General features: G+C 37.7%; 21 protein-coding genes. 13 read left to right on the plus strand and 8 right to left on the minus strand.

Annotation, left to right across the window (positions count from 1 at the left end; translation table 11 throughout):
• Positions 1-168: 168 nt before the first annotated feature.
• The gene (locus tag FHR85_RS00005; RefSeq protein WP_167259764.1) at positions 169-1,704 is read right to left on the minus strand and encodes a glycine betaine uptake BCCT transporter; all 1,536 of its coding nucleotides are present in this window, start codon (positions 1,702-1,704) and stop codon (positions 169-171) included.
• A gap of 146 nt (positions 1,705-1,850) precedes the next feature.
• Between FHR85_RS00005 and FHR85_RS00010 the strand changes: the two genes are divergently transcribed.
• The 4 genes from FHR85_RS00010 to FHR85_RS00025 all read left to right on the plus strand — a co-directional run bounded on the left by FHR85_RS00010 (position 1,851) and on the right by FHR85_RS00025 (position 5,873).
• The gene (locus tag FHR85_RS00010; RefSeq protein WP_167259766.1) at positions 1,851-2,765 is read left to right on the plus strand and encodes a polysaccharide deacetylase family protein; all 915 of its coding nucleotides are present in this window, start codon (positions 1,851-1,853) and stop codon (positions 2,763-2,765) included.
• 203 nt (positions 2,766-2,968) lie between these two features.
• On the plus strand, positions 2,969-3,535 hold the full coding sequence (locus FHR85_RS00015) for an RNA polymerase sigma factor (protein ID WP_167259768.1): 567 nt from the start codon (positions 2,969-2,971) through the stop codon (positions 3,533-3,535).
• Entirely contained in the window at positions 3,528-4,322 is a 795-nt protein-coding gene (locus FHR85_RS00020) for an anti-sigma factor (RefSeq protein WP_167260479.1), read from the plus strand. The genes FHR85_RS00015 and FHR85_RS00020 overlap by 8 nt, the downstream gene beginning before the upstream one ends.
• Positions 4,323-4,526: 204 nt before the next feature.
• A complete protein-coding gene (locus FHR85_RS00025; protein ID WP_167260481.1) occupies positions 4,527-5,873 on the plus strand; it encodes a copper amine oxidase in 1,347 nt (448 codons plus the stop codon).
• Between the two features lie 267 nt (positions 5,874-6,140).
• On the opposite strand, the gene FHR85_RS00030 is transcribed toward FHR85_RS00025, so the two are convergent.
• Entirely contained in the window at positions 6,141-6,848 is a 708-nt protein-coding gene (locus tag FHR85_RS00030; RefSeq protein ID WP_167259770.1) for a class F sortase, read from the minus strand.
• A gap of 231 nt (positions 6,849-7,079) precedes the next feature.
• On the opposite strand from FHR85_RS00030, the gene FHR85_RS00035 reads away from it, so the two are divergent.
• The 3 genes from FHR85_RS00035 (at position 7,080) to FHR85_RS00045 (ending at position 8,534) form a co-directional block, all read left to right on the plus strand.
• The gene (locus tag FHR85_RS00035) at positions 7,080-7,184 is read left to right on the plus strand and encodes a GapA-binding peptide SR1P (RefSeq protein ID WP_167259772.1); all 105 of its coding nucleotides are present in this window, start codon (positions 7,080-7,082) and stop codon (positions 7,182-7,184) included.
• Between the two features lie 104 nt (positions 7,185-7,288).
• Positions 7,289-8,248 (plus strand): NAD(P)H-dependent flavin oxidoreductase, encoded by a 960-nt coding sequence (locus FHR85_RS00040; RefSeq protein ID WP_167259774.1) that lies wholly within the window; start codon positions 7,289-7,291, stop codon positions 8,246-8,248.
• 13 nt (positions 8,249-8,261) lie between these two features.
• On the plus strand, positions 8,262-8,534 hold the full coding sequence (locus FHR85_RS00045; protein ID WP_167259776.1) for a UPF0223 family protein: 273 nt from the start codon (positions 8,262-8,264) through the stop codon (positions 8,532-8,534).
• 434 nt (positions 8,535-8,968) lie between these two features.
• On the opposite strand, the gene FHR85_RS00050 is transcribed toward FHR85_RS00045, so the two are convergent.
• Positions 8,969-9,604 carry a YktB family protein gene (locus FHR85_RS00050; protein ID WP_167259778.1) on the minus strand — a complete coding sequence of 212 codons (636 nt, stop codon included), beginning with the start codon at positions 9,602-9,604 and terminating at the stop codon, positions 8,969-8,971.
• Between the two features lie 158 nt (positions 9,605-9,762).
• Here FHR85_RS00050 and FHR85_RS00055 point away from each other — a divergent pair, with 158 nt between their 5' ends.
• A complete protein-coding gene (locus tag FHR85_RS00055; protein WP_167259780.1) occupies positions 9,763-10,563 on the plus strand; it encodes an inositol monophosphatase family protein in 801 nt (266 codons plus the stop codon).
• A 32-nt stretch (positions 10,564-10,595) separates the two neighbouring features.
• Here the strand turns inward: FHR85_RS00055 and FHR85_RS00060 are convergent, their stop codons facing one another.
• Positions 10,596-10,775 (minus strand): DUF5325 family protein, encoded by a 180-nt coding sequence (locus tag FHR85_RS00060; RefSeq protein WP_167259782.1) that lies wholly within the window; start codon positions 10,773-10,775, stop codon positions 10,596-10,598.
• A 130-nt stretch (positions 10,776-10,905) separates the two neighbouring features.
• Between FHR85_RS00060 and FHR85_RS14315 the strand changes: the two genes are divergently transcribed.
• Positions 10,906-11,235, plus strand: a complete 330-nt coding sequence (locus tag FHR85_RS14315; RefSeq protein WP_167259784.1) for a YlaH-like family protein — start codon at positions 10,906-10,908, stop codon at positions 11,233-11,235.
• Positions 11,236-11,315: 80 nt separating this feature from the next.
• Here FHR85_RS14315 and FHR85_RS00070 read toward each other — a convergent pair whose 3' ends face one another.
• Complete coding sequence (locus FHR85_RS00070; RefSeq protein ID WP_167259786.1) at positions 11,316-11,519, minus strand: YlaI family protein; 204 nt, start codon at positions 11,517-11,519, stop codon at positions 11,316-11,318.
• Positions 11,520-11,654: 135 nt separating this feature from the next.
• Here FHR85_RS00070 and FHR85_RS00075 point away from each other — a divergent pair, with 135 nt between their 5' ends.
• On the plus strand, positions 11,655-11,906 hold the full coding sequence (locus FHR85_RS00075; protein WP_167259788.1) for a hypothetical protein: 252 nt from the start codon (positions 11,655-11,657) through the stop codon (positions 11,904-11,906).
• Between the two features lie 43 nt (positions 11,907-11,949).
• Here FHR85_RS00075 and FHR85_RS00080 read toward each other — a convergent pair whose 3' ends face one another.
• On the minus strand, positions 11,950-12,540 hold the full coding sequence (locus FHR85_RS00080) for a YhcN/YlaJ family sporulation lipoprotein (protein WP_167259790.1): 591 nt from the start codon (positions 12,538-12,540) through the stop codon (positions 11,950-11,952).
• Between the two features lie 68 nt (positions 12,541-12,608).
• Positions 12,609-13,088 (minus strand): hypothetical protein, encoded by a 480-nt coding sequence (locus tag FHR85_RS00085; protein WP_167259792.1) that lies wholly within the window; start codon positions 13,086-13,088, stop codon positions 12,609-12,611.
• A 107-nt stretch (positions 13,089-13,195) separates the two neighbouring features.
• On the opposite strand from FHR85_RS00085, the gene glsA reads away from it, so the two are divergent.
• The 3 genes from glsA to pyc all read left to right on the plus strand — a co-directional run bounded on the left by glsA (position 13,196) and on the right by pyc (position 18,254).
• Positions 13,196-14,125, plus strand: coding sequence for a glutaminase A (gene glsA / locus FHR85_RS00090; protein ID WP_167259796.1), 930 nt, complete (start codon positions 13,196-13,198; stop codon positions 14,123-14,125).
• 92 nt (positions 14,126-14,217) lie between these two features.
• On the plus strand, positions 14,218-14,508 hold the full coding sequence (locus FHR85_RS00095; RefSeq protein WP_167259798.1) for an Fpa/YlaN family protein: 291 nt from the start codon (positions 14,218-14,220) through the stop codon (positions 14,506-14,508).
• A 299-nt stretch (positions 14,509-14,807) separates the two neighbouring features.
• Positions 14,808-18,254, plus strand: coding sequence for a pyruvate carboxylase (gene pyc / locus FHR85_RS00100; RefSeq protein ID WP_167259800.1), 3,447 nt, complete (start codon positions 14,808-14,810; stop codon positions 18,252-18,254).
• A gap of 290 nt (positions 18,255-18,544) precedes the next feature.
• Here pyc and FHR85_RS00105 read toward each other — a convergent pair whose 3' ends face one another.
• Positions 18,545-19,453, minus strand: coding sequence for a COX15/CtaA family protein (locus FHR85_RS00105; protein ID WP_243864114.1), 909 nt, complete (start codon positions 19,451-19,453; stop codon positions 18,545-18,547).
• Positions 19,454-19,485: the final 32 nt, after the last annotated feature.

The following is a 19,485-nucleotide window of genomic DNA, read 5'->3' on the forward strand; positions in this document are numbered from 1 at the left end:
AGTCTTATTGCATCATAAATATAAGGATATACAAGGCCAAATGGCATAAGTAAGGAGTGCTCTTAAGAGAGCACCCCAACATTTGACTTAGAACCTATTAAATAAATAAGTGAACTTATTAAATAAATGAAGTGAGTTTTGAAATAAATGAATGCATTTATTTCAAAACTATTTATATTTGCGGCGTTTGAGGTCGTGTTGTTTTGCTTCTTCCCGAAAGGCTTTGACAATAGAGAATATAATCATTATGAGTATAAACACAAACGGGAAGGCGGCAATGATTGAAGCGGTTTGTAAAGCACCTAACCCACCTTGCCACAATAAAACGGCAGCTGTTGCCGATTGAACAACCCCCCAAGCAAGTTTTACTTTCAAATCAGGATTAAGATCGCCACCAGTCGTTTGCATACCTAATACGAAAGTAGCTGAATCGGCAGATGTGATAAAGAATGTGCTAATTAATAAGATTGTCAGTAATGTGGTGACAAGTTGTAAGGGATAGTTTTCTAAGACTGTGAATAGAGCTCCTTCTTCACCTACATTATTTATGACTGTTTGTATGTCCATCCCGTGATGGTATTCGAGGGAGATTGCTGAACCGCCGAAAGCTGAAAACCAAAGTGCACCAAAAATCGTCGGAACTAAAAGAACACCAATGATAAATTCACGAACGGTTCTTCCTCGTGAAACACGTGCGATAAACATACCAACAAAGGGAGCCCAAGCAATCCACCATGCCCAATAGAATATTGTCCAGCTTTCAAGCCATCCTGTATCATCTGGACTAAATGGCGTTGTACGAAAACTCATAAACGGTAAATTTTGAACATAACTACCAAGGGTGGTCGTGAAATAGTTCATAATGAAGTTGGTCGGTCCGGCAAATAACATAAATAAGAATAGCAAAAACATTAGCACGATATTCGTCGTACTCAAATATTTAATACCACGGTCTAAACCTGTCAAAGCAGATAGCATAAATAAAATAGTTACGACACCAATAATAATTAATTGCAAAGTGACAGTGTTAGATAAATTTTCATTAACGAAGCCTAGGCCACTGCTGATTTGTTGAGCACCGAGCCCAAGTGATGTCGCTACCCCGAAGACAGTGGCAAACACGGCAATCGTGTTAACGATCGTACCTGAACTGCCATCCATTCGGTCGCCAAATAATGGTTTCAGTGTACTACTAATTAGTCCAGGATAATCTTTACGGAACTGAAAATAGGCTAAAGCTAAAGCTAAAATCGCGTAAATTCCCCAAGGGTGTAGACCCCAATGAAAGAAACTATAACGCATAGCAACGCGTCCAGCTTCGCCATCACCACTAACATCATACGGAGGTGCGTTAAAATGCGAAATAGGTTCAGCGGCCCCCCAAAATATCAAACCAATCCCCATACCAGCGCTAAATAACATACCGAACCAAGTTAAGTAATTGTATTCAGGTTCATCATCTTCTTTACCTAAGACAATGTTTCCGTATTTTGAGACGATCAAATAAATAGCGAAAATTAAAAAGGCGGTGGCAGATAATAAATAAAACCAACCAAATTTAGAAACAAGGAAACTTTGCACATTATTTGTAACGGTATTGAGGTTCCAATTTGGCCAGGTTTCTTCAGGAATGACACCCCACGCAATAAATAATATGGCGATAACTAATGATATATAAAATACGCGTGTAACGGATTTCTTCATAAAACATCCTCCTATCTGAAAGTAAGACATCGTTAGTTTTAGCAAGTCATTCTAATCCATACATAAATCAGTCATAAATTAACCTATCCATTTTAGATCAACGTAAGATATAATATAACTAGAGACGATCAAGAGGGGGAACAGAATTGAAAAAATGGATCATATTTTTTGTGTGCATTTTAGCATTAGTTGGGTGTGGAAGTGAAACTGAAAACGAAGAATCGAGTGAAGAAACTAATAATCAAGAAGAGCAATCAAATGAACAAGTAGACGAAGAAAAGAAAGAAACAGAAGATCAATCAAATGAGGAAACAACTGAACCAAGTGAAAATGAAGCTCAAGCAAAAAATGATGAAGAACAAGATCAAGTGGAAGACGATAACGAGAACTCTACTTCTGGTAATAATGATGAAGAAGTTCAAAAGCCTTTATATGAAATGAATGATGTATGGTCATTTAAACCAATTAATGACGCACCTTCAGAAGTTGTTTTACTTACGATTGATGATGGGCCTGATGGTCAATTCCTTGAAATGGCCAAAACATTGAATGAACTAGATGCATCAGCGATATTTTTTGTGAACGGCATTTTTATGGAAGATGAAGAAAGCCAAGAAATTGTTAGACAAATACATGAGATGGGTTTTTCGATTGGCAACCATACATATAGTCATCAAAATCTGAGTGAAATTAGTCAATCAGAGCAGCGTGAGGAAATCTTGTCTCTTAACCAACTGATTAAGGAAGTGACAGGTGAAAAACCAGAGTTTTTCCGAGCTCCACATGGCGTTAACACTGATTTTGCTAAGCAATTGGTAGAAGAGGAAGGCATGTTGTTAATGAATTGGTCGTATGGCTATGATTTTAAGCAGGATTACATGGAGAAAGATGCGATTGCAGACATCATGGTTAATACAAACTTATTATCAGACGGAGCAAACTTATTGATGCATGATCGTGAATGGACAAATGCAGCTTTGAAAGATATTGTTCAAGGCTTGCGCGACAAAGGATATGACATGCTTAACCCTGATACTATATTGTTACCGACAGATAAATAAGAAACAAAAAAACTTGGTGGTCACCAAGTTTTTTTGTTAAAGTTGTTGAATTAGGATTTCCTATATGAATTGTAGAAGATTTTTGATAAATATCATCCAATCACTTTTTTCAAACGTACTCTTAATGAATCCTTATAAATTGTGAAAGGCTGATCTCTTAATTATAATAGTAATAACTAACTTAGCATAAAAAGGAGACTCATATGAGCGATCGGGATTTGGAATTATATGATGCAATCCAACGGGGCGACAAACATGCGCTCGAAGAATTGTACGAGAAGTATGAAAAGCTCCTGTATTCGTTTGCTTTTAAGATGACGAAGAATAACGAACTGTCTGAAGAAGTCGTGCAGGAAGTATTTATTAAGATCTGGACTAAGAAGGGGATTTACCAAAAAAAGAAAGGAAAGTTCTCTTCATGGATTCTGACAGTAGCAAGAAATACCGCAATCGATATCATGAGAAAAAAGAAAGTTCAAACCTACACGTTAGAAGAAAGAGATTCGCTGTATAGTGAAGAACCTTTAACAGAAGAGCTGTTCGAGTGGAAAGAGGATGCTGAAAGGGTTCGAGAGGCTATGCGTAAATTGAATACAAATCAATTAGAAGTTATCCATTTGTTCTACTTTGATGCAATGTCACAACAAAAAATATCTGAAAGACTAGATATTCCGCTTGGGACAGTCAAAGGAAGGATACGACTGGCATTAAATCATCTAAAGAAACATCTGACGACAATTGATGAAAAGGGGGGATCGCGTGATGAATAACGAAAAATGTAATTGGTTGATTGATTATTTTAACGGGGAGTTATCAATAAAAGAGAAGGAAGAATTTGAAGAACATCTAAAGGACTGTTTGGAATGCCAACAGGAATTAGCTGAATTAAACACATTACACGAAGATCTCCCTTTTGCTTCCGAGCCTGTTAAACCTCCTGAAGGTATGAAGGACCGTGTGCTTGGGAATGTTTTCGCAAATAATGAAACGAACTCAAGTAATGAATCAGAAACTGTAGAAGGAAAAGAGGAGAAAGAAGCAGAGAGAAATGTTCCATTTATTCATAAAAATGACTCAAAAAGAAGGGTTCAGAAAAAGCAAGGTTCATTTTATACCATTGCAGCAATTTTATTTCTATCACTTGTAGGAAATATATATCTTCTCATGGAGATGAATGAAACTGCCGATACTCCTGTCGAAGAATCTGAAAATCAAACAGACCAACTCATTCAATCCGTGGCCCTAGATGCAACTGAAGTAATGGACGCGACCGGTCAGGCATCGATTTTGGAAAACGAAGAAGGTCGGACATTATTAGTGCAAGCTGATAATTTAGAGGAAGTGTCTGGAGAGGAAGCCTACCAAGTATGGTTATTAGAAGATGAACAGCCTTACAGGGCTGGTACCTTCGTTCCTAGTGAAAATGGTAGCGGAGCTGTTTCCTTTAATTTAGATAGCTTAGAAGATGTAAACTGGGATACCGTTGCCATCACGCTTGAGCCAACCCCTAACAGTGAAGTTCCTCAAGGGGATATCTTATTAGCTGCTGGTTTATAAATAGCACCATTAACATTTGTCTGTGTGATATTGCTTCTTAACTATTGAAGTGATATGGCATGAGGCAAATGTTTTTTATATGACAAAGTGCATGTCACATAATTATTTCAACAAAAATTTCAAAATAATTTATAATAGAAGTGATCCAAATCATCAACCTCCACGTATGCTCAGTGAAATCAATAAAAAGGAGAGTGGAGAATGATGAATTGGAAAAGAGGATTAATGGTTGTACCTTTGGCGGTATCACTGGTAATTCCAGGGACGATGACGGTGAACGCAGATGATCACGACAGTCAGAAAATGGAGCCTACAGTACAGAATGAAGCAATTGACCTTCGAGCGACATTAGATCATTACTTAAGTGAACATGCGTTCTTAGCCGTTGAAGCTATGCGTAAAGGTGCAGATGGTGCAGAAGATTACGATGCTATCGTAGCAGCGCTTAACGAGAACACAGAAGATTTAACTGGAGCAATTGAATCGGTATATGGTGAAGATGCTGGTCAACAGTTTAACCAAATGTGGTCAGATCACATTGGATTCTTCGTTGATTATGTCATGGCTACTGCCGAAGAGGATGAAGAAGGAAAGCAAGCAGCACTTGATGAACTTGCTCAGTATAAGAATGAATTTTCCGAGTTTCTAGAAACAGCGACGGGAGAACGTTTAGAAGCTGAATCGCTAGCAGAAGGGTTGCAAATGCACGTAAACCAGTTGATCGGAGCCTTTGATGCATATGTGGCTGGCGATTACGAAACAGCATATGAGTATGAGCGTGAAGCTATTGGTCATATGTATATGGTAAGTAAAGGTTTATCAACAGCGATTGCTGATCAGTTCCCAGATAAGTTTAATGAAATGTCACCAGCAACTGCAGCGGCAGACCTTCGTTCAGACTTAAATAATCTTTTATCTGAGCATGCTGGACTAGCTGTAATGACAATGCAAAATGGAATTGACGGTTCAGAAGATTTTGATGCATCTGCAGCAGCACTTAGCAATAACACAGATGACTTGGCAGCGGCGATTTCATCAATATATGGTGAAGAAGCAGGACAGAAGTTTAAAGAAATGTGGGCGGCACACATCGGTAACTTTGTTGAATACGTTCAAGCAACAGGAGCCGAGGATGAAGAAGCGAAACAAGCAGCACTAGATGCACTTGATCAGTACCGAACAGACTTTTCAACTTTCCTTGAAAATGCAACAGATGAACGCCTAGAATCTGACGCATTGGCTGAAGGACTTCAAATGCATGTGAATCAATTAATAGGTGCATTTGATAACTATGTGGCAGGTGATTATGAAATGGCATATGATAACACGCGTGAAGCATACGCACATATGTTCAATCCCGCTGAAGGTCTATCAACAGCATTTGTTGATCAGTTCCCAGATAAATTCCAAGAAAAATCACCATCAGAAATGCCAAAAACAGGTCTAGCACCCGCAGATGAAGGCATGTCAACCTTTGGAATAACTGCACTAATTGGAATTCTTGCAGCAATTGTAGCCACAGGATTCTATATTAGAAGATCCGAACAATAATTATACAATCAAAGTTAAAAGAACCGTCCATATTTAGGACGGTTCTTTTTTTGAGACAACTTTGATCTACTCACTATTAGTTCAATAATTTAAGAATCATTTCAAGATCCATTCTAAAGCCTGTGGAATCTTATCAATTTCTAATGCTGTTTATTAATCCGATACTTTATATAATAAAACTCTAATATAAACTGCATTCAGAGCCATAAAAAGTCTAAGACCTAATACATAAAGAAGGCAATCGCATTCGGTGCGATTGCCTTGCTTTTATTTTTTCAATTCTGTATAGACTACTAACCGTTCTTCCCGGCCATTAAATTCGTGATCGAATTCACCTTCACAAGTAATCAAGTTGAGAAGACTACGATGGGAATAACCGAAAATTTCTTTTACTGGTGAGTCTTTTCTAGGGTAAACTTCTTTTTTAAAAACTTCAAAAGTAAGTTCTTTGCCATGTTTATCAGTTATGATTACTTCATCACCAGATTCTAGTTTGTGCAGATCATAGAAGACTGCAGGATTGACTGTATCGTCTACATGTCCAGCAATAACTGAGTTGCCGCGTGCACCAGGTTTGGTACCCGGTTCGTACCAGGCAACATTTTCAAGTCCATCCGGTACATCCATTTGACCATTATCTAGTAGTCCAACATGCTCGATTTTGGTGTCTACACCAATAGCGGGAACTTTTATGCGTGTAGGTGTAATACCATTTCGTTCATCCTTTATGATATCACTACTTGAAAATGAATTTTCGTTTTGCATATGATCTGAAGTTTGAATCTTGCTTTTTGTATTACGTTTCTCGATTTCATCATTTGAAGATGTTTTATCTTGCTTTTCTTCTGATTCTTCAAAAGCACTTTCTGAATCAGTGGAATTATTTGAACTCATCTGGTTCTGTGTAGAACTCGCACAACCAATTAAAAAAATAAGAAAAAATAAAACACAGATTAAACTTATTATGGGCTTCATTTAATTTACACTCCCCCTTTTTAGATTTATTTAGCATACGATTAAATTAATCACTTGGATCATAGAATTAACTAATTGTATAAATCAAAATGTTGCTATATCACATTTCTTAAGGAAACAGAAACAATTTTTTTGCAGATAATTATTATAACCTGTTGCAAAAATTAGTATGACATAATATACTGTTATTAACCTAAAATTATATCATTTTCTGATAAAGGAGCGATGGTCATGGGCACAATTGTTTGTAAAGAGTGTCAACGTGTTATTGATCACTTTGAAGTTGAAAAAGTGACAGTAATTTATAGTAGTCAGTGTTCTTGTCATAAACACTAGTTTGAAATCGCTTTCAGTATCAAAGTTTTAGCACACGGTATAGGCCGTGTGCTTTTTTCAATTCGAAGGGAAAATGCTATACTAATTAAAAAGGAGGGGACGCAATGGGTTTAAACACAAGAGTAACAGAATTATTAAACATTGAGTGGCCTATCATCCAAGGAGGTTTAGCTCATTTAGCTTATGCTGATTTGGCTGCTGCTGTTTCAAATGCTGGCGGACTTGGTCAAATAACAGCTATGAGTTTACCTGACGAAAACGCTTTACGCCAGGAAGTACATAAATTGAAACAAAAAACAGATCGCCCATTTGGTGTAAACTTCGCCATTGGGCAAGGGCATCGAGAGTTTAGTCACATGGTGCAAGTAGCGATTGATGAAAAGGTTCCAGCAATCTCAGTAACAGGTGGCAATCCTAAGCCTGTTTTAGATCAAGTTGAAGGCACAGGTATCAAAACGCTCGTATTAGTAGCTGCCAAACGCCAAGCAGAAAAAGCTGCTGAACTGGGGGCAGATGCAGTGATGGTTGTAGGTCAAGAAGGAGGCGGTCATATTGGTCGTGATGACCTCGGAACCTTTGTCTTAACTCCTGAAGTTGCTGATGTTGTTGATATTCCAGTTATTGCATCAGGTGGCATTAGTGATGGACGTGGATTAATGGCTGCTTTAGCATTAGGTGCAGAAGGGATTGAAATGGGGACACGGTTTATCGCGACACAAGAGTGTGTTCAAGCGCATGAACAATATAAGCAGGATCTCGTTAATGCTGATGCACAATCAACTGTTGTGATTAAATCATCTCTAGGTCAACCTGCGCGAGCCTTAAAAAATAATTGGACAGATGAAATTCTGTCGTTAGAAGCAAAAGAAGCAGGATATGAAGGACTAAAAGATTATATTAGTGGTCAAGCTAATAAACGTTATATTTATGATGGGCTCGAAGCTCAAGGTTTTGGTTGGGCCGGTCAAGTTGCTATGCGAATTCAGGATATACCGACAGTAGAAGAATTATTTAGCGCTATTCAATCAGACGTGGCACGTATTCAAAAACAATGGCAAATGTAAGAGGTGACAGAATATGAATTATCATTACCCGATTGATCCTGATTGGTCGACGGAAGAAGTGATGCAAGTTATTCAGTTTTTTAACACAGTAGAATCGGCTTATGAAGAACAAGTAACGGCAAAACAAGTATTAGATGATTACAAACAATTCAAAGCAGTTGTGCCTTCTAAGAGTGAAGAAAAATCGATGTTTAAAACTTTTGAAAAAGAAACGGATTATATCCCTTATCGAGTCGTGAAAAAAGCACAAGAATTGAATGAACAAGACTCATTTTCTATGACTTAATAGTTAAGAAGTTGGAACAAAATAATAATTAGCTATACAAAATATGAATGTTTGAAATAATCATAGGAAAGCAGTAGCAAAGCGGAATCAACACACGTAGACGCCTGCGGGAACAGCACGCGTCTCGAGACCCCGCAGGCCCCGCTTTTGGGCTGAGGGATGCACCTGCGTCTTCTAGTAACGCTTCGAAGCGGGCTTCCTCGGTGCAAGTTTCAAGGTAGCTTATTCGATGGTGTCGCCTGGCTCGAGCCGTGCCCCGGTAAAGGAAACACAGCGATTGCGTAAGCAGAGCTGATGTTGAGCTTATGTCACGTAGAACCAAGCGAAGTGTTTTGATGGAGCGTCATTTAAGCAGAAACCCCGACCGATTTATTTTTCATAAAAATCGGTCGGGGTTTACTTTGCATTATTAGTTTTGTCTCAACCTCTTTTGGTTACTGTAGTTTTTTCGTCAGATTATAAAGCGGCATTAGTGTTCTAACAGCTTCATCAAATAATTCCATCATCGTTTCCTCATCCTGTAAACGTTCATCATCACGATTGAAAACTTGACCACATAATATTTCGGCTTTTTTCACCGTTTCTAAACGTTCCACAAGTTCATCAAATTCTCGATCTTTAACATCTTTATGACTAATTGTTTCAGGTTTTGTGTGGTCTTTAGACCATACAAAGTTATCAGGAATTTGACTGAGAATCTCTTGTTTGTTTGCCTTTAATTGTTTTGCGAAATCTTCTTTAATTGGACTTTCGTAAATAACGGCAAACCAAATAAATACATGGGATTCCCACATGCCAATTTGGAAGTGCGGAAGCTTTTTATAACCACGTTGATTATTCGCAAGGGCAGCCCACGTGTCGTTAGGTGGATTTGTTTTACGACGTGCGTGTTTAGCAACGTGAATATACATTTGATCGCCAGCAAGTGAGGAAACAGTAGGTTCTAAACGTTCTGCAATATCTTGAAGTTTGGGCGATATGCGGCTTTTAAGCTCAGTCATTCGCTCATCTAATCCGTCAATCGTAAAAACGTCAAAGTCTTTTTGGCTAAATCCATTAAACGTTGTCATGCAAACACTCCTTGTTCAATTAATGTTCGTATTATGTCGAATTCGTTAGTTATTTTAACATATTTAGCTCATCTTGTAGCATGAAACCCTTTAGCTTATGCGGGTTAATTATTTTTGTTATAATATAGTTACTGAATAGAGAAAAAGGGGTTCTGTTAATGGATAATCGCAGCAAACAATCGATGTTAGATCAAGCTAAACAATGGGTTTATGATGCTGGTCAATTGATCCGAGATATGATGGAAAGCCCGTATCAGATTAATACCAAAAAAGATCACAAAGATCTAGTGACTGAAGTTGATGAAGCGACAGAACAATTCTTACTTAATAAAATTAAGTCGATCTATCCTGACCATCAAGTGATGGGGGAAGAAGGTGTAGGTGAAGATGTTAAATCACTAGAAGGCACCGTATGGATTATTGATCCTATCGATGGAACGATGAATTTTGTTCATCAGAAACGATTTTTTGCAATTTCAGTAGGTATCTATCATGAAGGAATTGGCGAGATTGGCCTCATCTATGATGTGATGGGCGATGTGATGTATGAAGCTGCACGTGGTCAAGGAGCTTACAAAAACCGAAGACGCCTACAATCCTTGGATCAAACGAAAACACTAGAGGACGCTCTAATCGGTTTAAATAATGTTTGGGCTATGCCTAATCGGCGTCTGAAGGAAACGACGATTCATCAGCTTATTGCTAAGGCCAAAGGAACTCGTTCGTATGGATCGGCTGCTTTAGAATTTGCTTTTATTGCTGAAGGGATTATCGATGCCTATGTCACTATGCGTCTAGCTCCATGGGACGTAGCTGCTGGAATGATTCTAGTGAATGAAGTGGGGGGTATGACCACGCAAATAGATGGATCGCCTCTTGATTTGTTACAAAAAAATACGGTAATTTGTGCTAATCAGGCAATCCACTCTGAGCTATTAACTTATATTGAACCGAAATAGAAAGCGAGCGCCTACGTTAAGTAAGCGCTCGTTTATTGTTCATCACGTTGATATTCGCTTTTTAATTTAAAGCCATATCCCATTAAAGCTAAACCTGAGAAGAAAAAGAGGGCCATTAACCCATAATTTCTATAGCTGATGACAATCGCGGTTGCTATAAAGCAGGATACGATAATAATAGCAAGTATGAGCATTTTCGTTTCGTATTTCATGATTTCACCTCATTCATATTAAGTGTACACGATGTGACAAATTTTGAAAACATTCAATTCCTATGTAGCACAACGTTTTCGGATTTAGTATGATGGTAAAGGGTAAGAAGGTTAGAAAAGAGGGATTATTGTGGACTCAGAATCAATTGAAGCAGCAGACCAGCATTTTCGCTTTGCACCGATTGAACAATATTTTCTTGTAGATGTTGGCGGTGAAGCGGGCTTTTGGTTATTATTTTTAGCTATTGCTGTATTTGCGATCATCACATATAAATTAGGGTTTGCTAAACAATTGCCGATCGGTAAATCGTTGATTGTTTATGGACTGTTAGTATTAGGTTGCTTTTTATTAATTTTATTTGCGGTCTTTTCGTTACCTATTGTTGAAGTATTAATGATTGTATCGGCGGTGTTAGGTATTTATCGTTTTCGCCTCCATCGTGAACGAAATACGAATTAGAATGTTAAAATTCCGGAGGGCTAAATTGCTTAAGCCTTCCGGAATTTTTTAATGAGAATTGTAAAAAATTCGCTCTCAACCTATCTTAAATATTCATCATACTCATCCGTTTGATAAGTTTTAAAGTGTGGTGATTGTTTTCGCTCAATTGTTTTAGTTGTAATACGCTCAGAACACTCTTCACATAGATAGGAAATTTTTCTTTTTTTCCGTAATTGCTTTGCTAATAGTGAAACCGAATCGATTTTGTCTATTTGATCGCATAGCACACATTGTGCACGCATTTCGATCACCTCAATTAATTCATCTATAGCTTGTATTATAGCACGACAAACAAAAAATTGTCATTTCGATGTTTGAAATAGTAGCATCAGGGAATACCTTAACTAAGAAATTTTTCATTTCAGGAGGGAACTTTTATGTCTAGAAAACTTATTATTTCATCAGCAATTGCTGCTGGAGCGGCCGTCACATCTTATTTATTAATTGATGAGAATAGACGTCAGGATGTAAAAAACAAAATTAATGATTTTACAAATTACTTAACAGGAGAAAGATTCCCGATTGAGGAAGCGGGTAAGCCTGAATTAGATGATCTTGAAAATTCTGAAATGGTAGCAGAAGGATCTCAATTCGGTGTGCAATATTATAATGAAGTGAAGTCAGAGTAAATTTAACTCCCAAAAAGTCAATCCTTTTTGGGAGTTAGTTTTATTATGAAGATGTTTCCTGCTGAGGTGGGTTTTGAGGGTGGCGTTGCTGTTCGTCCGTTTGCTGTTCATTCGTTTGTTCTTCATATGAAGGAGCTTGATTTGATTCTGGAGGAGTTTCTGGAATGTAACGACCCACAAGATTAGCTATTTCATTAACAATGACATGTTGTGCTTCTCCCTCTCGGATACCACGGTTGATTTCTTGGATACGTGCAACGATATCTCCACCGGCGACAACAAATGCATAATGGCCGTATGGGTCATCTTTTAATGCTTCAGCAACCGTGTATTTAACACTACCTACACGTGAGCGACTAAGATCATCAGTCACATTAATACCAACAATCGTATAACGACCGAACACTAATGCATTAGCTTCTTCAACTTCTTCGACTTCAGCAGCAATTTGGGAGAGACGATCTGCTGCTTCTTGGTTCGTATGGTCGCGGTTTTGGGGTTTTTCTGAATCTTCGACTTGAATAATGTGTTCTTCATTGATATTAGAATCAATTGAATCCATTTCAGGTTCATTTTGACAAGCATACATTCCCATAAGCGCTAAAAGAAATGAGCCAATTATAAAATATCTCATCAAAAAACTCCTTTTTAGCTTAGTATTAAGTTAAAAGGAGCTTTTAATCGTAACAAGATTATCCAATTTTAAACGACGGTAATTTCGCCTACACCTTGATAAGGATTAGCTTGATTAGAACCATCAGGTAAAATCACATGAACAGGACCAGATTCTTTTAATGGTTTTCCATCAACTGAGAACAATAGATAACAATTAATTAAATCTGAAATCGAAATACGTTTCTCACCATTATCGGTATGTAAAATGGCTTCTGTAGCATCAGCGCTAGGCTCTGCATTATGGATGAAATGTTGAAGTGGCATCACATAACTGTTTTCTAATGCCTTCTTTCGATTGTATCGATCGACACTATCGTTAATTGGAGGATTAATTTTTTGTTGATACTGTTGAACTGTTAAAGCATCATCCGCTTTATCCTCTTGTTGTTCATCTTGTGGTGTTTGATTAAACACTTCGTCTAATAACACTTTCCGGTCATCAAAAATCCATACAGTGGGATCGAGAGTGATTGGAAAGCCAACGTTTCCTTTAATTTGTACGATCATGACGTGCACCTCTTTCTATAAGAACAATCAATTTTGGGTCATTTTTTATAGACCGATAAGTTGATTATATCTAAAAATAGCTAATCATGCATTAAGGAGAGATGATAATGAGTTTTGTTTCAAAGAAAGAACTTGATTACTGGTTAGAACATGTGCGAATTTATGCTAATAATGGAACAGTCGCCGATTATATTCCTGCCTTAGCTAATCAAAGTCCTGAAATTAGTGCGGCGGCTTTTTATAGTGTTGATGGTGAAAGTCCAAGTACTGGACAATCAAATTATACATTTACCATACAAAGTGTATCCAAAGTTTTCATATTAGCGTTGGCGTTAATTCAACATGGAGAAGAAGCGGTATTTAATCGTGTAGGTAAAGAGCCCTCAAGTGATCCTTTTTATTCGATACGTAAGTTAGAACTTGAATCGCCGGGAAAACCACTCAATCCAATGATTAATGCTGGAGCGCTTGCCGTAACCAATATGATTCGTGGTCGTCATTCTGAAGAGATGGTGGAAGAAATCTTAGACTTTATTCGACGTTTATGTCAAGATGATTCAATTTCTTATGATCGCGACGTTGCTGAATCTGAATTTCAGACAGCTTTTTTGAATCGCTCATTAGCTTATTTCATGAAACAAAATGGAATCATTACAGGAAGTGTTGAAGAATTATTAGATGTCTACACGAAACAATGTGCGATTGAATTGAATGTAAAGCAATTGGCGAGGATCGGTGCTGTTTTTGCGAATGATGGGCGAGATCCTGATACGAATGTTCCTCTTATACCAGCAACTGTCGCAAGAATTTGTAAGACTTTTATGGTCACATGTGGAATGTATGATTACTCTGGAACATTTGCGATCAATGTGGGGATCCCTGCTAAAAGTGGAGTTTCCGGAGCAATACTTGGTGTAATCAAAAATGAAGGAGGTCTGGCTGTATTTGGGCCTTCATTAGATGAGAAGGGTAACAGTGTAGTGGGCATCGAATTATTAGAAAAACTTGCACAAGAAAAGAAATGGTCGATTTATTAAAATTCTTCTTTATAACTAGATTTCTTGCATTTTCAGCTGTGAAACGGTAGTATAATTAAGTAGATAGGATTAATAGGTAAGGGGGAATTTTCGTGTCATCTCATGTAGCGCTTGAAGAAAATGAACAAGCACTCGCCCTCTTAAAGGCAGATGCGGATAAAATATTGCAATTAATTAAAGTGCAAATGGATAACTTAACTATGCCGCAATGTCCTCTTTACGAAGAGGTTTTAGATACACAAATGTTTGGATTGTCTCGCGAGATTAATTTCGCTGTTCGTTTAAATTTAATACACGAAGATACAGGTAAAGAAATCATGGAGAATTTAGAGCGAGAGTTAAGTGCCTTACACGATGCGGCTCAGGCACAAAAGTCGACTTAATAGAAACTCAAACTAATGGCTTAATATAAGTTATTAGTTTGAGTTTTTTTTTATTTTCTCGATTTCATTGGTATTATAGTGCTTTATTAATAAAATCCACCAACAACTGTTAAAATTAGTCTTTTTGATCAATGAGATGCAATATTCTTTGGTATTAGCCTTATTTCGAAGCATTACATCATTAGACAAAAATAATTTTTTCATGTAATCTAAAAAATATTCAGATATTTAAGTAAATATCCTAATGGTAATCAAGTATTAATCGATGCTTAGAATAATCATTCATTGGAGGTAAAACTATGGCAGACCTTAAATCATTTAATAAAGTTTTGGTCGCGAATCGAGGAGAGATTGCGATTCGTGTGTTTCGTGCGTGTACAGAAATGAATATTAGAACAGTAGCGATTTATTCAGAAGAAGATACAGGATCGTATCATCGTTATAAAGCTGATGAATCGTACTTAATTGGTCAAGGTAAAAAACCAATTGATGCTTATTTAGATATCGAGGGGATCATTGAATTAGCGAAAGAAGTCGATGTTGACGCGATTCACCCAGGTTATGGTTTTCTATCTGAGAATATTGAATTTGCTAAACGATGTGAAGAAGAAGGAATAACTTTCATTGGACCATCAAGCGATTTATTACATACGTTTGGTGATAAAGTAAGAGCGCGAGAAGCGGCTGTGAATGCTGATATACCCGTTATACCAGGAACGGATGGGCCTGTATCATCTGTTGAAGAAGTAGAAACGTTTGTTGAAGAACATGGTTTACCGATTATGATTAAAGCTGCGTTAGGTGGCGGTGGACGTGGTATGCGCATTGTTCGCACACGTCAGTCTCTTCGCGATTCATATGAACGTGCAAAATCAGAAGCAAGAGCTGCTTTTGGTAGTGATGAGGTTTACGTTGAAAAACTAGTCGAACAACCGAAACACATTGAAGTACAAATTTTAGGTGACCACCAAGGGGATATTGTCCACTTATATGAACGAGACTGTTCAATTCAGCGTCGTCACCAAAAAGTGGTTGAAATTGCTCCAAGTATTTCATTAGATGAAAAACAACGTGAAGATATTTGTGATGCAGCTGTGAAATTAATGAATTCAGTTGATTATGTTAACGCTGGGACAGTTGAATTCCTAGTAACTGAAGATGAATTTTTCTTTATTGAAGTCAACCCGCGGGTCCAAGTAGAACATACGATTACTGAAATGATTACAGGGATCGATATTGTTCAGTCACAAATCCGTATCGCAATGGGTTATACATTACACAGTCATGATGTTGGTATTCCTAGACAAGAGGATGTCATTACACACGGTTATGCCATTCAATCACGTGTTACAACAGAAGATCCACTTAATCAGTTCATGCCGGATACAGGAAAAATTATGGCCTATCGTACAGGTGGAGGTTTCGGTGTACGCTTAGATGCTGGTAATGGCTTTCAAGGTGCTGTTATTTCGCCTCATTATGATTCCTTACTCGTTAAAGTTTCGACATGGGCGCTTACATTTGAACAAGCTGCCCATAAGATGGTTCGTAATTTAAAAGAATTCCGTATTCGAGGCATTAAAACGAATATTCCATTTTTAGAGAATGTCATTCAGCATAATAAGTTCTTGAATGGGACTTATGACACGACGTTTATTGATACTACACCTGAATTATTTGTGTTCTCGAAAAGATTTGACCGCGGAACGAAATTATTGTCTTATTTAGGCTATACAACGGTAAACGCTCCTGCAGCAACGGGAGTTGATAAAAAACCACTGTTCTCAAATCCGCGATTACCTGATGTGGATAAACATTCGCCATACCCAAATGGAACGAAACAAATCTTAGAGGAACATGGTCCTAAAGCAGTTGCTGATTGGTTGAGTGAACAAAATGAAGTGCAGTTAACTGACACGACATTTCGAGATGCTCATCAGTCGTTATTAGCAACACGTGTTCGTTCTAAAGATTTATATCAAGTAGCTGAACCAACAGCAAAATTATTACCTAATTTATTCTCAGTCGAAATGTGGGGCGGAGCAACATTTGATGTGTCATACCGTTTCTTGAAAGAAGATCCATGGGAACGACTGCAAACTTTACGTGAGAAAATGCCAAACGTACTCTTCCAGATGTTACTCAGAGCGAGTAATGCAGTCGGATATAAAAACTATCCAGATAATGTTATTGATGATTTTGTTGAACAAAGTGCTGAAGCAGGAATCGATATCTTTAGAATCTTCGATAGCTTGAATTGGGTTGAAGGTATGATCCCAGCCATTGAAGCTGTTCGTAAGCAAAACAAAGTAGCTGAAGCGGCTATTTGCTATACGGGTGATATTTTAGATCCTAAACGCGATAAGTATGATCTAGACTATTACGTTAATCTGGCGAAAACATTAGAAGAAGCAGGAGCTCATATTCTAGGAATTAAAGATATGGCCGGGTTATTGAAACCTGAAGCAGCTTATCAATTGATTAGCGCACTAAAAGAAGCAGTATCAATTCCAATTCACCTACACACACATGATACGAGTGGTAATGGTATTATGATGTATTCTCGCGCTGTAGAGGCTGGTGTCGATGCAGTTGATGTGGCAACAAGTGCTATGGCTGGTAGTACATCTCAACCTAGTGCGAATAGTCTGTATTACGCTTTAGAAGGTTCTAGTAAGCAACCAAATGTTGATATTGCGTCTTACAATTATTTATCAAGATACTGGGAAGATATTCGACAGTATTATAATCAATTTGAAAACGGGTTGAAATCACCTCACCCAGAAGTTTATTTTCATGAGATGCCAGGCGGTCAATACTCAAACTTACAACAACAAGCGAAAGCTGTTGGCTTAGGTGATCGCTGGGATGAAGTGAAAGAGATGTATCGCAATGTAAACGATATGTTTGGCGATATCGTTAAAGTTACACCATCATCAAAAATTGTTGGTGATATGGCATTGTTTATGGTGCAAAACGAATTGACCGTTGATGATGTTTATGAAAAGGGTGAATCGCTTGATTTCCCTGATTCTGTCGTTGAATTCTTCCAAGGTTATATCGGCCAACCTTATAAAGGCTTTCCAAAAGAATTACAGCGTATTGTGTTAAAAGGTCGAGAAGCTATTGAAACACGTCCTGGTAAAACACTCAAACCTGTTAATTTTGAAGCATTAAAAGAGCAACTTTACGAGAAACTAGATCGACAAGTGACGCCATTTGAAATTGTATCCTATGCTTTGTATCCAAAAGTATTTTTGGATTACCAAAAGTTTGTTGATCAATACGGTGATGTGTCAGTCCTAGACACACCTTCATTCTTATATGGCTTACGACTTGGTGAAGAAATAGCTGTTGAAATTGAGCAAGGAAAAACATTAATGGTTAAGCTTGTATCAGTCGGAGAAGCTCAAAAAGATGGAACGCGTGTGGTTTACTTTGAATTAAATGGTCAGCCACGAGAAGTCATTGTGCGTGATGAAAGTGTTCAAGATGTCACGCAGGCACGTGTTAAAGTTGATGAAGGCAATGCAAACCATATTGGTGCGTCTATGCCTGGTACAGTGGTTAGTGTATTAGTAAAAGAAGGTGAGCAAGTGAAGAAAAATGATCACCTGATGATTACAGAATCCATGAAAATGGAAACAACCATACAAGCACCGTTTGATGGTAAAGTGAAACGAATTCTTGTAAAAGATGGAGAGTCGTTAGAATCTGGGGATTTACTTGTTGAAATGGATTCATAATAAGAGGCTGAGACAAAAGAATAATTAGTTATACAAATAACGAATGTTTGAAATAGTTATAGGTGAGCAGTAATAAAGCGGAATCAAAACACGTAGACGCCTGCGGGAATAGCACGCGTCTCGAGACCCCGCAAGCCCCGCTTTTGGGCTGAGGAGACTCGAGCCGTGCCCGCGGCAAGCGAAGTGTTTTGATGGAGCGTGAATCAAGTAATAAACCCGAACGATTTAATTTTCAATTAAATCGTTCGGGTTTTACTTTGCTTTATGGGGTTTTGTCTCAGCCTTTTTAATTAAATGGAACGTCTTGCAATCATAATCATGTAACATAATAACGCAAAGAATAGTGAAATAATCACAGCATGGAGTAACGCAATGGTCGCATTTAGCATCGTTATGATAATTAATGCTCCTAAAACGACTTGGAATACAATTAATAATGATGCAATCGTCCAACCATATAATAAAAAGTTATTTTGACGATAGTGACGGAGAATGTAAATAAGTAAACCAATCACCCAAACAAATAATAAACCTGCTAATAAACGATGGCCCATATGAACAGCTTGTTCAACTGAGAAACTACTAAGGGCAAATGGATTATCATTTGAACAGAATGGCCAGCCACCACATACGAGACTTGATTGCTTGTGGCGGACAAGGGCCCCTGTATAAACTACAATTAACGTATATACGAATAAACTATATAGGTGGACACGAATTGTTTTTGGAATCTTGACCATTGTCGTATGAAGTTTCTCATCGACGTTAAAAATAATGGCAGCCAGTAAAAATACTGAAGCGAACGAAACTAGAGAGATCCCAAAGTGTAATGCTTTAATAAGTGGTGTTTGTTCAATCAGAACAGCAGCTGCACCTAATAAGGACTGAATAACGATAAAAAGAATCGTAATAAATATCAGAAATTTAGTTTCTTTGATTTGTGAATAGTATTTCCGAGCCTGGTAAGACAATAGTAAAATGATTATTATAGCGACTCCAGAAACCATCCGATGACTATATTCAATGATCATTTCAATGTTTATGTCAGCCGGTATAAGTGTGCCATGGCAGAGTGGCCAACTTCTGCCACAACCTAAACCTGATTCTGTTTTTGTTACAAGGGCGCCGCCAACTAAAACGAAAAACATCGTTATGACAGATACAACAGCAACGACCTTAGGATGTAAGATATATTTCAATGTCTTGTTGACACCTCTTTTCATGACTATCC

Origin of the sequence: Alkalibacillus almallahensis (assembly GCF_011761495.1) — a bacterium.
GTDB lineage: Bacteria > Bacillota > Bacilli > Bacillales > Alkalibacillaceae > Alkalibacillus > Alkalibacillus almallahensis.